This is a genomic window from Actinomyces sp. 432 (assembly GCF_009930875.1).
Classification (GTDB): domain Bacteria; phylum Actinomycetota; class Actinomycetes; order Actinomycetales; family Actinomycetaceae; genus Actinomyces.
In genome coordinates, this window is record NZ_CP025249.1 from 285623 (window position 1) to 299128 (window position 13506).

Annotated in this window: 15 protein-coding genes; 6 read left to right on the forward strand and 9 right to left on the reverse strand. The window is 66.9% G+C overall.

What is annotated here, in order from left to right:
* Positions 1–433: 433 nt before the first annotated feature.
* From CWT12_RS13310 to CWT12_RS01180, 4 genes are all read right to left on the reverse strand, one after another.
* Complete coding sequence (locus CWT12_RS13310; RefSeq protein ID WP_202616236.1) at positions 434–634, reverse strand: hypothetical protein; 201 nt, start codon at positions 632–634, stop codon at positions 434–436.
* Entirely contained in the window at positions 631–972 is a 342-nt protein-coding gene (locus CWT12_RS01170; protein WP_161923368.1) for a winged helix-turn-helix domain-containing protein, read from the reverse strand. Before CWT12_RS01170 ends, CWT12_RS13310 begins: the two co-directional genes overlap by 4 nt.
* Positions 969–1388 carry a hypothetical protein gene (locus tag CWT12_RS01175; RefSeq protein ID WP_161923369.1) on the reverse strand — a complete coding sequence of 140 codons (420 nt, stop codon included), beginning with the start codon at positions 1386–1388 and terminating at the stop codon, positions 969–971. Before CWT12_RS01175 ends, CWT12_RS01170 begins: the two co-directional genes overlap by 4 nt.
* A 97-nt stretch (positions 1389–1485) precedes the next feature.
* The gene (locus tag CWT12_RS01180) at positions 1486–1824 is read right to left on the reverse strand and encodes a hypothetical protein (protein ID WP_161923370.1); all 339 of its coding nucleotides are present in this window, start codon (positions 1822–1824) and stop codon (positions 1486–1488) included.
* 216 nt (positions 1825–2040) lie between these two features.
* Here CWT12_RS01180 and CWT12_RS01185 point away from each other — a divergent pair, with 216 nt between their 5' ends.
* From CWT12_RS01185 to CWT12_RS01195, 3 genes are all read left to right on the forward strand, one after another.
* Positions 2041–2415: a hypothetical protein gene (locus CWT12_RS01185; RefSeq protein ID WP_202616237.1), complete on the forward strand. Its 375-nt coding sequence runs from the start codon at positions 2041–2043 to the stop codon at positions 2413–2415.
* 19 nt (positions 2416–2434) lie between these two features.
* The gene (locus CWT12_RS01190) at positions 2435–2662 is read left to right on the forward strand and encodes a phospholipase D-like domain-containing protein (protein ID WP_237564236.1); all 228 of its coding nucleotides are present in this window, start codon (positions 2435–2437) and stop codon (positions 2660–2662) included.
* Between the two features lie 323 nt (positions 2663–2985).
* Positions 2986–4575, forward strand: coding sequence for a hypothetical protein (locus tag CWT12_RS01195; protein ID WP_161923372.1), 1590 nt, complete (start codon positions 2986–2988; stop codon positions 4573–4575).
* Positions 4576–4606: 31 nt separating this feature from the next.
* On the opposite strand, the gene CWT12_RS01200 is transcribed toward CWT12_RS01195, so the two are convergent.
* The 4 genes from CWT12_RS01200 to CWT12_RS01210 all read right to left on the reverse strand — a co-directional run bounded on the left by CWT12_RS01200 (position 4607) and on the right by CWT12_RS01210 (position 8438).
* Positions 4607–5497: a Fic family protein gene (locus tag CWT12_RS01200; protein WP_161923373.1), complete on the reverse strand. Its 891-nt coding sequence runs from the start codon at positions 5495–5497 to the stop codon at positions 4607–4609.
* Between the two features lie 1413 nt (positions 5498–6910).
* Positions 6911–7534: a hypothetical protein gene (locus CWT12_RS13315; protein WP_202616238.1), complete on the reverse strand. Its 624-nt coding sequence runs from the start codon at positions 7532–7534 to the stop codon at positions 6911–6913.
* Between the two features lie 297 nt (positions 7535–7831).
* On the reverse strand, positions 7832–8167 hold the full coding sequence (locus CWT12_RS13320; protein ID WP_202616239.1) for a hypothetical protein: 336 nt from the start codon (positions 8165–8167) through the stop codon (positions 7832–7834).
* 127 nt (positions 8168–8294) lie between these two features.
* The gene (locus CWT12_RS01210) at positions 8295–8438 is read right to left on the reverse strand and encodes a hypothetical protein (RefSeq protein ID WP_161923374.1); all 144 of its coding nucleotides are present in this window, start codon (positions 8436–8438) and stop codon (positions 8295–8297) included.
* A gap of 27 nt (positions 8439–8465) precedes the next feature.
* On the opposite strand from CWT12_RS01210, the gene CWT12_RS01215 reads away from it, so the two are divergent.
* On the forward strand, positions 8466–9665 hold the full coding sequence (locus tag CWT12_RS01215; RefSeq protein ID WP_161923375.1) for a helix-turn-helix domain-containing protein: 1200 nt from the start codon (positions 8466–8468) through the stop codon (positions 9663–9665).
* A 71-nt stretch (positions 9666–9736) separates the two neighbouring features.
* On the opposite strand, the gene CWT12_RS01220 is transcribed toward CWT12_RS01215, so the two are convergent.
* A complete protein-coding gene (locus CWT12_RS01220; protein ID WP_161923376.1) occupies positions 9737–10030 on the reverse strand; it encodes a DUF4235 domain-containing protein in 294 nt (97 codons plus the stop codon).
* 437 nt (positions 10031–10467) lie between these two features.
* Between CWT12_RS01220 and CWT12_RS01225 the strand changes: the two genes are divergently transcribed.
* Both CWT12_RS01225 and CWT12_RS01230 read left to right on the forward strand, forming a co-directional pair.
* Entirely contained in the window at positions 10468–11655 is a 1188-nt protein-coding gene (locus CWT12_RS01225) for a thiamine ABC transporter substrate-binding protein (RefSeq protein WP_161923377.1), read from the forward strand.
* 79 nt (positions 11656–11734) lie between these two features.
* Positions 11735–13480 (forward strand): ABC transporter permease, encoded by a 1746-nt coding sequence (locus CWT12_RS01230; protein ID WP_237564237.1) that lies wholly within the window; start codon positions 11735–11737, stop codon positions 13478–13480.
* Positions 13481–13506: the final 26 nt, after the last annotated feature.

Genomic DNA, 13506 nt, shown 5'->3' on the forward strand with positions numbered 1-13506 from the left:
TCGGGTGTGGGCGGAGGCTGTCGGCGTGGCGGCGGGGTGTCATTGGATGCACCACTTTCAGCGTCGTGACCGCTGCTCGTGCTAACGGCGATCGCGGAATCCTGCGGCTTCGGCGTGATCCTGATGGCGCCGCGATCCGAAAGTGGTGCATTCTGTGACAGGAGTGGGCGTTCACTCAATGGACGGGACGCGGGAAGGCGTCCAGCGAGGGTGCTGGGGCGAACATGGCCGGGGAGGACGGGCGCTGGTTCGGCGGGGCACAGCAGGTGTGGCGCACGCTTAAGAAATGAGTGTGTTGGCGGAAATGGCTTTATTTTGCGGTTTTGAGCAGGCGGTGTATGGCCCTGTGAGGCCTTCTGCGTGCGGCGGGGACGTCGGCGCACATGGGAGACTCCGCGGCGGATTCGGCAGCCTGGGGCGAAATGGCGGAATTTCAGTGAAAAGTCTGGTATTGCGGGAGTCGTGAAGGCGTCTTAAGCGTGCGGCTGGGCAGGTGGCAAGCGCAGATGCCTTGAGCGACACGGCCGGCGGCCATGAGGCCGCCGGCACGCCAGATGTAGGCGGTGTCGCCGGTGTCCACGCCCCGGTTGATAATCGCCGCGTTGAGGTGTGGGCTGGTTGGGGAGCGGGTCATGGCCCGGCGATCGCCTGGAGCGCGGCGAGGTGGGTCTGCCAGCGTGAGCGGCCCTCCTGGGTCAGGGACATCCAGGTGCGGGGCCGCTTGCCCACGTATCCCTTGCGAATGGCGACGATTCCCAGCTCCTCCAGTTGAGAGGCCTGGCGGCTCAGTACCGAGTCGCTGACTTGGAGGGTGTCGCGCAGCGTGGGGAAGTCGGCCTGCTCCACATTGGCCAGGGCGGCTACCAGGGAGAAGCGCACGGGGTGCATCAGCGCGTCAACAAGCTGGTGGCGCGGGTGCTGGGGCGTGTCCCCGGAGGCAGAGGCTGCGGGGTCTGTGGCAGGGCCTGTCATCGGACCTCCCGCAATGCGCCCCACACGGTCACGGCGATTAGCGCCAGGACCGCAATGATGGTGAACCATAGTTCACCGACCCAAAAGACGGTGCTGCCGAATGCTGTCACTCCCCAGACGGCGACCCACGAGAATATGGAGACGCGCCAGCGGCGGGTGAAACCCAGGCTGGCGGCGCGGGCGGTCATGACCATGGCGGCGATGAGCGCGCCGAGCCAGATCAGGAAGACGGTCAAGGGGAGCAGAATCAGCCTCTCGTCGGTGAGGCTGACCAGGTAGATGGCGACGGCCAGCATGGAGCAGAGCGCGCCAAGGCCGATGAGGAAGAAGGCGTAGGGGGTCCCGGCCCCCGAGGCGGCAGCGGTGCCCAGGTGGTCGGCCTGGCGTAGTAGATCGCGCGCCTGCTGGGGACTCACGCTCTGGAACTCTGCGGGATGGGGGCCCGAGGGGTGAAAGTGAGAGTCCGAGGACCCCAGGCCTGTCTGCTGAGGGTCGGCGGGGTGGAGGTCGTGGTCAGGCACAGGAGGTCTCCTTTGTGGCGGGAGTGGGCGTGACTGCGCGGGTGATGACCCAGGGGGTCACCGCACAGGAGATCGTGACGTGGAGTCCTATGACGCCGACGCTGATCATGTCCGCGGAGCCGTGGACGAGGCCTGTGGCGATGGTGGCCAGCAGCGCGAGGGTGGCAATGGCCAGGCCGGCCAGTACCACAGGATGGTGGCGGGAGGCGCGGGATGAGTGAAGGGGCGGGGTCAACGGGACGTGGGCGGCGCCCGCGCTGCCGGGGGTGCCCGGTGTGTGCGGGCCGACGCTCGCGGCGTGGTCGGATATGAGATTCGATTTGGTTCTCATGGGGCGACAGTAGCAAGTACTTTCCAGATCGGCAAGTAGTAACCGAAGAGCGAGTTGTTTCGCAAGGGTGAGGTGGGTTCCCGCCTGGATGCACCCGTGGCGGATCTCGGAACGGGCTCGGCCTCATTGGGTGGTGCTCGTATGCACGCAGGTGGTGGTGGCCGAGGCTGCAGTGGCCCCGTTCATATCTGGACACCTCGGCATGAACAGACACCGATGACTACGCAGACCTCACCCCAGTCCACGGGCGCGACCGCAAGGTCCGGCCAGGATTCCGGCACTGATGCTGCTCCGGCCCTGCCCGAACCCGGGCAGGGCGTGCAGGTGCGGGGCGCCACCTGGGCCGTCACCGACGTGCGCGAGCAGGGCCTGCCCCACAGCCCCGCCGACGATTCTCGCACCGGCCTGGAGCACCTGGTCTCACTGCAATCGTTGGCCGAGGACCGCATGGGTGAGGAACTCACCGTCATCTGGGAGCTGGAGTTCGGCAACTCGATCGTTCCGGACCGCGGCCTGCCCGAGACGATCTCCACCGATGCCTTCGACGACCCGGACACCCTGGGCGCCCACCACCGCGCAGGTCGCGCGTGAGCTCAGGGGTGCCATTGTGATGCGTACGCGGGCCGGTGAGGACGGGAAGCGACCGCGCAATCACGCCAAGTTCTTGGTGGTGGATCACCAGATCGTGGTCGTCACGAGCGCGAATGTGTCCCGCAGCGCGGAGGAACAGAACGTCGAACTCGGGCTGCGCCTGGACGAGCCGCTGCTCGCCCGCGCCATCGAGGACCAGATGCGCGCCCTGGAGCCGCACGTCAACGAGCAGGCAGCTAGCGGCTGAGCGGGGCAGGCAGACGGGCGCCGCGGTCGTACCGGGGCACCATGTCTTGCGAAAGAGGTAGGGGAGTGAGGCGGCAACGCAATCCCCTTACCTTGGTTGGTCCCGTGAGCAGAGGGTTGCCGGCCGGCCACACAGGTGGCAGAAGGTCTAGGTGGTGGGGTACGAGCGTCGAATGTGCGCGCCGGGCCGCCTCAGGTGGTCAGTAACCGGCCTCATCTCCGTAGGCCTGTAGTTCGTGTCGGACCCCCGTGGCAGTGTGATCGTGGGTGGGAGCCGCCGGCCCCTCCCAAGACCCTGACCAGCCGGCGAGAACCGAGGCGATCATGAGCGAGCGCGATGATGTACGTGGCGGCGAGACGCTGTCGCAGGGCGGGGTGTCCCTGGATGACGGGAGCGATAAGAAGGAAACCGACCAGGAACCTGAGCCGCAGAAGAACGAGCCAATGAATCGTGTCGAGAATGACGCTAAGACAGAACAAGTCGACCGCATGCGGCGCTTTCTGAGGCGGTTGAAGGGCGCATTCGCAGCGGAATATGACTCGGTGATAACCCCAGACAATGTGGGCCGAGATAAGACTTTAAGGGAGAAGAGGAGAAGTAAGAGGGATCGGCTTTATAGCCGAAATCTAACTTGGGAACACGGTGGCGATCTTGCCATGATGACGGTGCCTGGCATGCTGGGCCTCTTGGGGTGGACCATATGGTTGTTGGCGAAGGACCTGCCCGAGTCTTCTCTTGAGGTGATGTTCGCGGAGCTGATGGAGATTCGGAGGATCGGCAGACAGTGCCTGGCGGCCACTCCGGACGTGGGCCTGGAGGGACTTAACCAGTGCCCCTTCGGGATGGATCTATCTGTGCCGGCGGGAATGACGCTGGTATCGGGATTATTTGGCGTTGAGTGCGTAATAATTGCGGTATTCGGCTTCCAGTCACGTGCGTCCGTCGGGCGACGCTATCGACGGGAGACGATTATGAATCATGTGTGGCGCGACCCTGGTAGGGCGTTGGTGTTCTGGCTGGTTATGTACTGTTGTGTATGGCTGCCCATTTTCTATGTCTGCCTGGTGTGGACTCCGGGACTGGAGGTGCATCCTGAACGGCCGCTCGGGGTGGCATTGCTATCGATGTGGCCTATTTGGGTTGTCGTGGCGGCGTCGGTTATTACTCCGATTTGGTTATATGGATACGCTGTTAAATATATGTTGAAAGACGTTGAGCGCCGACGTAGGGCAATACGGTGGGAGTATGAGCGGGCTTACCGATTGATTCGGCGCAAGGTTGCGTCAGACCTGGAAGCGCGTGAGGTGGTGCAGGCGCGCGGCAAGGCGGCGCACGTTGGTCGATGGATTGCTTTCGGGTTGATGCTGCTTATTGTTCCGCTACTAGCGGGGGCGTTCGTGTCGTACTCCCCGATGCGGTTTCTTGGGCTGTTTTCTGTGCTGGCTTTGCTTGACGCCTTTTGTGCATATTTTGTCGCCTACGCCTGGAGCTGGGGTCGAGCTCAGAGCATTTTTCTTGTGATCGTATCTGGATTAGCGGGAGTTTTCTGTGCAGTAGTGACGGTCATGTGTTTTATGGTGTATGGGGTAGTGGCTTCTAGTCCGGCAAGTATTCCTGCCGGACTGGCTGTATTCGTGCTGCTTATGCTCGCCTGGTCAGTGGTGATCATGCGTGGCGTCGATGCGGCCAAGCATCCAGTCACTGTGATTCGTGCGCGTCGAGCGATGCGCCGTAGCGATGAGCTGGTGTGGCTGCGCGCGCAGGAGAGAAGACTTGCACTCATGGGGATGGGTGAGAGTGCTGTGAAAGCGCGGCTCGGAGGGCTCCGCCGTGCCGCGTCGCGCAAGCGCCCGTCAAAGCGCTTGCGTGGTGAACGCGTCGAGAGGACGCGTCGAAATGACAAGCGCTGCTGACGGCGCGTCGGAAGCGCTGTCACTGAATGGATCAGCTCATTGGCTCCCCTGATGGGTCGCGTCGCGGATGAAGGAATGCGGACATGACTTCGACGCGGGGACGCACGCCGCGGCCACGCTGTTTCTCGACCAGCCCCATCTTGACCAGGCCGTTGATGTCGCGCGTCACGGTCTTCGAAGTCTTGCTCCGATACGCCTCGGCTAGACCCCGGTTAAGGATTGTTACGTCATCGACTGGGGTCCAAAGGCCGGCGGGCAGGGCCAGCACGAGGTCTCTCATCCTGGTTCGCGCCTGAGTGTGCTGACCATGGAACCGCTCGTGGACGTAGGACTGCCACATGATGGATAACTGCATCTCCTGCACTTGCACGATCTGCTCGCGCAGACCATCCACAAGGCCCTGTGCTGCGTAGTGGATAAAGTCCTCTGCCGGGTAATCGGGGCGTACGCTGGTCTGCTCCAAGATGGAGTAGTACATGTCGCGGGTTTTGTTGTAGTGGTCGGACAAGAGATGGGCGGCGGGTACTGAAACTCCAGCACGTATGAGTAGCTCAAACTCCAGCAGGCGGGACATGCGTCCGTTCCCGTCGCCGAAGGGGTGAATCCAAGTCAGATGCAGGTGGGCCAGCGTGGCGAGTATGAAGGCCATGGGCGTCCGCAGGGCGGGGGCGTCGCTCAACTGGGACAGCTCGTTGTTCAGCCATTCGCATAGACAGTCGACTAGATACTCGCAGTCTTCCGGTGGCGCGCCGCGGTAGCGTCCGACCAGCACATCGTGCGTACGGAACGCACCGGGAACAACGTCTTCGTTCTCCGGCTGACCTACCATCAGGCGAGCGTGTTGATCCTTTAATCGTGTGGCTGACAGCGGCGGGGCGTTGTCGGGCAGGCACTCTTGAATGATGTCGTTGAACAAAGACACTAGGTTCTCGATCTCCTGGCGTTGATACGCACGCGACGGTGGAGTTCTGGCTCGCCCTTCGACGATGTCGCGTACTTCGGCTTCGGTCAGAGTGTTGCCTTCGATGCTGGTTGTGCCGTACGTGCCACGCTCCAGGCTGATCCGGTTGAGTCCCTCTGCGAACGAGGGGGCATGGCCGATCCGGCCAGGTGCTCACATTTTGAGGTGGCCTCGCCTAGCAGAACCCAGGTCCTGGGATTCACTCTGTCCGCTCTGAACCTGAAGGTGATCCATGGATGAGTGCTGGGATAACGCCGATTGGGTGTGGTTGACACGATTATGACCACCTGTTCTGACCAATGACTGTGTCCACTGTGGTGGATGGCGTAACGGGCTGTGGCTGTCGGCGCATGCGGGACCGAGGTGAGTGCCTGCAGCCCCATGAACGTGGCGGTTGGGATGCGGGTGGGAAGGGATTGGGGCAGAACAGGTGCGGGCGTCGGGCCTCACTGACCTGTCTGGCGCTGGCCGACATGACGGGTGTCATGGGTGGTTCGCGTTTGGAGGTCGGCATCCCCCGTGTCCGATTCTGACGCCGACATTCCCGCGCCCGGAAGCAGGGACGCCTGCAACGCTACTTCGGGGTTAACAACGCCTGTTAACGGCCTGCTGAAGGGCTCCGAGGTATACAGCAGGCCGTTAAGTAGCGTTGTTAACGCCCAACCGGCGTAGTAGACGCTTCAGCCACTGCGCCCCGAACATGAAAGAGTCGGGAATCGGTTCGGCTGTGTGGTTTGCGGGGCTGTTGCCGGTGCTCGTGGCGAGGGGCATTGCGTTGTAGGCGGTGGGAGGGGTGCATGGGGTCGGCGGGGGCCGGGATGAGTTGCGGCGCGAGGTAGCTGGAAGCTGGGGCGGGTCATGGTGCGGGGCCGGTCGAGTGAGTTTGCACGCATGCGGTTCGGGCGCGCGACCGGGATCGGCTTGATTCTGCGGTTTGGACTTTGTTGCGGGATGGTTGAGGGGCCTCCAGCGTGCAACGAGGGGTCCGCTGCACGCTGGAGGCTCAGGACCGGATTCTGCTGTTTTGAAGAGATCGGCGGAATCGCAGGAAAAAGTCTAGGAATGCGGGTTGTGAGGGAGGGGTTGTTGCGTGCAGTGTAGCCCCAGTGCCGTCTGGGGAACACGACCGTGGGCACCCGCCCGGAGCCCGGCCCCCAACGCAGCTCCAGCGGCGTTTGGACACAGGCGAATTTCTCGCCCCGCCGAAGCCGATACGCTGCCTGCGCGTCGGTATCACCCGGGTGTGGGGCGGCCTTCTCGTGTCTGGCGGCGATACGCCGCCTGCGCGCTGGTATCACCGGAGTGCCTCATGTCAAGGTGCCCGCGAAAACTTGTTGGTGCCTCATTTGGGATTGCCCGCGAAACTGGGAGGGTCTAGGAGGCTTTCTTGATGCGGATGCCCTTGTGGACGTCGGGTAGGACGCTGGGGAACTGGGCTAGGTAGAGCTGGTCGGTCTTGTCCTTGGCCAGAGCTATGAGCACGTCCTGGAGTTCGCTGATGCGGCGGGTGATGGCGGCAGGGTTTAGCTGGTTGCGGTAGGCGATCAGCTCCTGCTTCTGCTTGTCGGTGAGCACGTCGGTGTCCAGCAGCCGGTCCAGCGGGGTACGGGGAGCGTCGTACAGGCGCTTGCGCTTGCCCTCCTTGTCGGTCCCCCATCCGATGGGCTTCTTGGTAGGGGTCAGGTAGTTGGCCTGCGCGTCCACCAGCACCCACAACCGGTTCAGAACCTCCCGCTCGGCGTCGGTGTCATAGCGGTAGTAGAAGGCGTGGCGGCGTACCAGGTGGTTGTTCTTGGACTCGGGTGGTGGCCTGGTCGTTCTTCGTGTACGGCCGGCCTCGGGCGGGAGTAGATGTCCAGGTCCGCCGCCCACCCGGCCACCCCGTGGCTGGGTGAACTCGCTGCCGCCTGCGAAGTCCATGCCCGTGATAGGGAAGGGGATATCGTCCACAGCCTGGTCCAGGACTGCCCTGATGTGCTTCTCGGCGTTGTTACGCATGGATCGGGTGAAGGCCCCGGCCGGTGAGCATGTCGGTCATGTTCAGGGTCCGGGCGAACTCGCCCTTGAGCGCCGGGCCACAGTGGGCAACGGTATCGACCTCGAAGAACCCAGGGGACTGCACGGGCCTCGCCCGCCGGCCTTGCGGATCCTGACGGGTGTTGCGCAGCAGCGGGCCGGCCTTCGTGGTGCTCTTGCCGCGCAGTTGGTCCTTGGCCCTGGCCGGTGCGAGATAGCGGTCGATGGCCTGTCGCGCTCATCGACTCCAACTCACGCCGCACGTCCTGGCTATAGCGGTCAGTGCCTTCCGCGAGCTCGCCCGCGCCCCTCCAGCAGGTCCAGCAGCAGCGGCATTGATACCTTCAGGTATTTGCCGCACTGTCCGCCGCTGGCCGCCCACACGCGCTGTAAGACCTTCAACGCGTCGTAGGAGTACTTGCGCGCCCTGGTCCTGGGCTCGGGCCTGCCAGCTCCTGGAGGGCGCTTGGCCACCGCCCGCAGGCGCCGCCTGGCGTTATCCCGGCTCCAACCGGTCACCGCGCACACCTCGTCCAGCATCCTCCCCTTGTCCTTCTTGGACGCCTTGGCATACGCCCCTGCGTACTTCCTAGTGATCTCCGCCCTGGCCTGCATTGACAACCCACTCCCCATGCCCACCACGATCCGCGACTCTCGCGGGCAGTTCTAGATGAGGCACCGAACCACTTTCGCGGGCACCTAAGATGAGTCTCGTCGATCACTGGCAACACGCGGGCGCTCCCTATACGCTGCGAGTGCGCAGGCTGATCACCACCGTCTGGGGATTCCCGTCAGCGCAGAGCTGGGAGCGTGCGAGCGCCTGCCAGCGCGCATTCGGGAGCGCCGCAGGCTCCTCGCCGTTGGTGGCGTTGCCACTGAAAAGCATGATCGCAATGGACCCTGGGGAACCATCATGAGCACACACCGGAAGACCGACGACCACCACGAGCCCGACGATCCCGACATCGCCCAGGCGATGCGGGCCCGCCGCCAGGAACTCGGCCTGAGCGTGCTGGAGATGGCTGCACGCGCCGGCGTCTCCGAGCAGACCTGGCGCAACTACGAGGCCGGCCGCACCCAGGTGCGCGGCGACAAGCAGGCGGGCGTGTGGGAGGCCCTCGAATGGGAGCCGCCCATCCACGTGGCCGCCCTGGACGACCTCCGCGCCGCCCTTCGGGGCGGCGCCACGTCGGCTGGCCCGGGCGGCGCGATGCCAATCGGTCCAGGCAGCTTCGGCCCCGGCTTCGACGGCCCGGGCAGCTTCGGCCCCGGCTTCGACGGCCCGGGCGGATTCGGCACCGGCTCCGACGGCCCGGGCAGCTTCGGCCCCGGCTCCGACGGCCCGGGCGGATTCGGCACCGCCTTCGGCGTCCCTGGGTACGACATCCCTGACGATGCCTACGACCCCTTCGAAGGTCTCGACGCGGAGGACCTGGCCGCCCAGGCCGCGGCCGACCTCCCCGTCCCCGACTGGGACGACATCCCTACCGTCCTGTCCGAGGTCTACTCCCAGCGGCTTGCACGCACACTCGGGGAGGACGCCGCCCGCTGCTTCGCCCTGGGGACCTTCCTGTTCGACATGTCCGTAGCCGAGGACCTCGAAGGCTTGGCCTCACTTCCCCGCGGCGCCCACCTGGGCCAGCTCGACGAGACCCACATCGGCTCCACCCTGCCGCAGCTGTGGCTGACCCGCTACGACTACGAGTTCGTCTTCCAGCTGCGCGGCACCGCCCGGGACATGACCCTGCGCCTGACCGACGCCGGCCCTGCGAGCGCTGAGCCGCTGGTACGCACCATGGCCGACGCCATCGTGCTCCATGACATCTTCAACCTCGGCGGTGTCATCGCCGACTCGCGTGGTGCCGGCATCGACGAGGACCGTTGGGAGGCCTGGGTGGACGCCCTGTCCGGCCCGGACCAGCCCGCTCACGCGCTGATCGCCATGGGCCTGGTCCCGCCCGCCGACGCGCCCGATCACTTCAACAACTGGTTCGCGCCGCTGCCGGCCCCCTTCATCCCTGACTGGGACGGCACGCGCGACGGCTCCAGCCCGACGACGGCGCCGGCCGACCCGGGCGACGCCACCGTCACCCCGCTGCGCCGCAGTCACTGACGGCGTTGCTGCCGTAGTCAATGGTGAAGTGACGCAACCGCAGGGGCGGCGATGGGTGTCACTGCCCGCCCTCAGGCCTCCAGCGCGGTCGCTTCGCCCACACCCGGCACGACTCCGCTGCGGCGGGCGTGGATCTTGGCGGCCTGCCGCAGCGTCAGCTGCCGGGTCAGCGTCATGATCGCGCCGGATACCAGGGCGAAGGCAACAACCTCTCCGAGTCGGTAGCTGAGTACCTGATCCTCGTCCTGCGGCGCCGGCTTGCCGGTGACAGCCTTCCACCCCGCGGCCACGGCCCTCTCGGCGATAGCGCTCGAGGCCAGGAGCGAAAGAGCGGATGCGGCTGTCCAACCGAGACTGTTCTTCATGATGACTACCCCCTGAAATCTGCTTGATGACTGGACACCTGATGGCGGCGACGGTAGGCGGGCCGCTCACCGCCCCGCCCCGATCCTGTCACACGGTATAGGGACCATATGCGTGGACTCACCCCACCTCGGGTTTTGCCCGGGTTTTTGCAGCGGCCTCGCAGGCGCTGTTCCGTGCCCCCGTCGGCTCCGGCCCGGAGCATTGGGCCGCGGCGCCCTGCGCAACGCAGCTGGCCGCCGCGCTAAGCTGGCCCCACAACGACAGGGGAGCGCCCCGTCGTCGGCGGGGCCGCCCCGCCCGCGGCCACGGCGCTGAGAGTGCGGGCAGCCGCAGACCCTCGAACCTGCTCCGGTTCGCACCGGCGAAGGAAGTCGAGATCTCCCCGGGCGCACCGACTGCGCCCGGGCCCTCCGGACCACCATCCAGGAGGAACATTATGAGCACCAGGAAGGCCGCCGTCCGCGCCGCCGTGTCACCTCTAACCGCCCCGTCCAACGGCGTCGCGCTTGCCGCATCGACGCGCAGCGCCCACCGGCTTGCCGCCATCCGCCCCAGCCGCCGCGCGCTGCTCACCGGAGGCGCCACCGCCGCCGTCGGCCTGGCGCTCGCGGCCTGCGGCTCCGGGACAGGCGGCTCCGGCACGAGCTCCACGGCCTCGGACGGTACCGTCACCGTCGTCACCTATGACTCCTTCGACCTGCCCGATGAGCTTATCGCCGCCTTCGAGGCCGACACCGGCTACACCCTGGAGATCGCCCGCTCCGGCGACGGCGGCGAGGTCGCCAACAAGCTGATCCTCACCAAGGACGCCCCGCTCGGCGACGCCGTCTTCGGCATCAACAACACCATGGCCTCCCGCATCCTCGCCGAGGGCGTCATCGACACCGACGTCGCCCTGAACCTGCCCGACGGCGCCGCGGACTACCTGGCGCCCTACATCGTCGATGACACCCCCGCGCTCGTGCCCATCGACTTCGGGGAGGTGTGCGTCAACGTCGACACCTTCTGGCTCTCCGACCACGGCCTGGAGGTGCCCGCCATCTTCGAGGACCTGACCGACCCCGCCTACAAGGACATGTTCGTCGCCATCAACCCCACCACCTCCTCCACTGGCATGGCCTTCCTGCTGGCCACCATCGGCCATTTCGGCGAGGACGGCTTCGCCCAGTACTGGAAGGACCTGGTCGCCAACGGCACCAAGATCGACGAGGGCTGGTCGGACGCCTACTACACCGACTTCACCGCCGGCGGCGGGGACGGCGCCTACCCGATCGTCGTCTCCTACTCCTCCTCGCCCGCCGCCACCCTCAACGACGACGGCATCGCCACCACCGCCGCAATGTCGCGCACCGCCACCCGACAGGTCGAGTACGCGGGCGTGCTGGCCGGGGCCGCCAACCCCGACGGCGCCGCCGCCTTCGTGGCCTGGATGCTGTCGCGCGACGTGCAGGAGGCCATCCCCGACGCCATGTACATGTACCCCGTCGACCCCGACGCCGCCCTCGCGGACGACCTCGCAAACTTCGGTGCCACCGCGGAGGATCCGATCGTCGTCGACCCCGACGACATCGCCGCCCACCAGCAGGAATGGCTGACCACCTGGGCCCAGGCCGTTGGCCAGTGACGGTGGGAATGGAGGCCGGCCGGTGACGACGGCGCGTAACAAGTGCCGGTCTGGGCGTGTAACGAGTGCCGGTTTCGGCGTGTTACAAGTGCCGGTCTCGGCGGGGGCACGGGCGACGGCGGGGGAGCGGATCGGCTGGGCCCTCGCCGTCGCCGTCCCGCTGGCCTTCCTCGGCGTGTTCTTCGCCTGGCCGGTGCTGACGCTGCTGGCCCGCGGCCTGGCCCCCGACGGCGCCCTGGACCTGGGTGGCTTCGGCGAGGTGCTGGCCCGTCCGCGCACCTGGCGGGTCATCGGCCAGACCCTCATTCAGGCCACCGCCGCCACCGCCATCTGCGTGGCCCTCGGCATCCCCGGGGCGCTCGTGCTCTACCGGCGCCGCTTCCCCGGCCAGGGCCTGCTGCGGGGCGTGGTCACGGTGCCCTTCGTGCTGCCCAGCGTCGTCGTCGGCACCGCCTTCCACGCCCTGGTGACCACCGGCGGGCCCCTGGGCGGGCTGAATCTGGACGGCACCCGCACCGCCGTGATCGCCGCCCTGGTGTTCTTCAACTACGGCTATGTGGTGCGCAACATCGGCACCATGTGGTGCCGGCTCGACCCGCGCGCCGTGGAGGCGGCCCGCACCCTGGGTGCCTCCCCGTGGCGGGCGTGGCGCACCGTCACCCTGCCGAGCCTGCTGCCCGCCATCGCCTCCGCCGCCGCCACCGTCTTCCTGCTGTGCGCCACCGCCTACGGGGTGGTGCTGGTGCTGGGCGGCACCGGCGCGGGCACCATCGAGACGGAGATCTACCTGCTCACCGCCCGCTACCTGGACCTGCGGGCCGCCGCCGTGCTGTCGGTGGTGCAGCTGGTGGTGATCGCCGCCGCCCTGTGGGTGGGGGAGCGGGCCCGCCGTGCCCGCCAGGCCCACCTGGCGCTGCGCACGGACGTGCCCGCGACGCCGCTGCGCGTCGCCGACGCCCCGGCCCTGGGAGTCACCGCCCTGACCATTTGCGGTCTCCTGGTGGCGCCCATGGCGGTGCTGGTGATCCGCTCGCTGCGACGCGCCGGGCACTGGACGCTCGCCAACTACGCCGACCTGTCCACCACCGGCGGCGACAACGCCCTGCTCGTCTCGGTCTGGGAGGCGGCCGGCAACTCCCTGCGGGTGGCCGCGGCCGCCACGGCGATCGCCCTGACAGTGGGGGTGGCCGTGTGCCTGGTGCTCTCCCGCAATCCGCGGCGCCGCCTGCTGGCTCGCGGCATCGCCCTGTTCGACGCCGTGTTCATGCTGCCGCTGGGGGTGTCCGCGGTGACGGTGGGCTTCGGCTTCCTGATCACTCTGGCCCCGACCGGGCTGACTCGCAGTTGGTGGATCCTGCCGCTGGCGCAGGCGGTGGTCGCCGTGCCGCTGGTGGTGCGCACGCTGCTGCCGGGCGTGCGGGCGATCGACCCGCGCCAGCGGGAGGTCGCGGCCACGCTCGGCGCCGGCCCGGGCCGAGTACTGGCCAGCGTGGACGGGCCGCACCTGCTGCGCGCCGGTGGCCTGGCCGCCGGCTTCGCCCTTGCCACCAGCGTGGGGGAGTTCGGGGCGACGTCGTTCCTCGCCCGCCCGCAGGGGCCGACGCTGCCGGTGGTCGTCTACCGGCTGGTCGGCTCCCCGGGCGCGCAGAACCAGGGCATGGGCCTGGCCGCCGGGGTGGTGCTGGCGGTCGGCGCCGCCGCCCTCATGCTCGCCTGTGAGCGCCTCCAGGCCTCCGCCCGCCGCCCCACCCGCTCCCTCGCCGAGACCGGCACAAGTAACACACTGAGACCGGCACAAGTAACGCACCGAGACCGACACAAATGACGCCCGTCCACAACCCAGGAGAACCC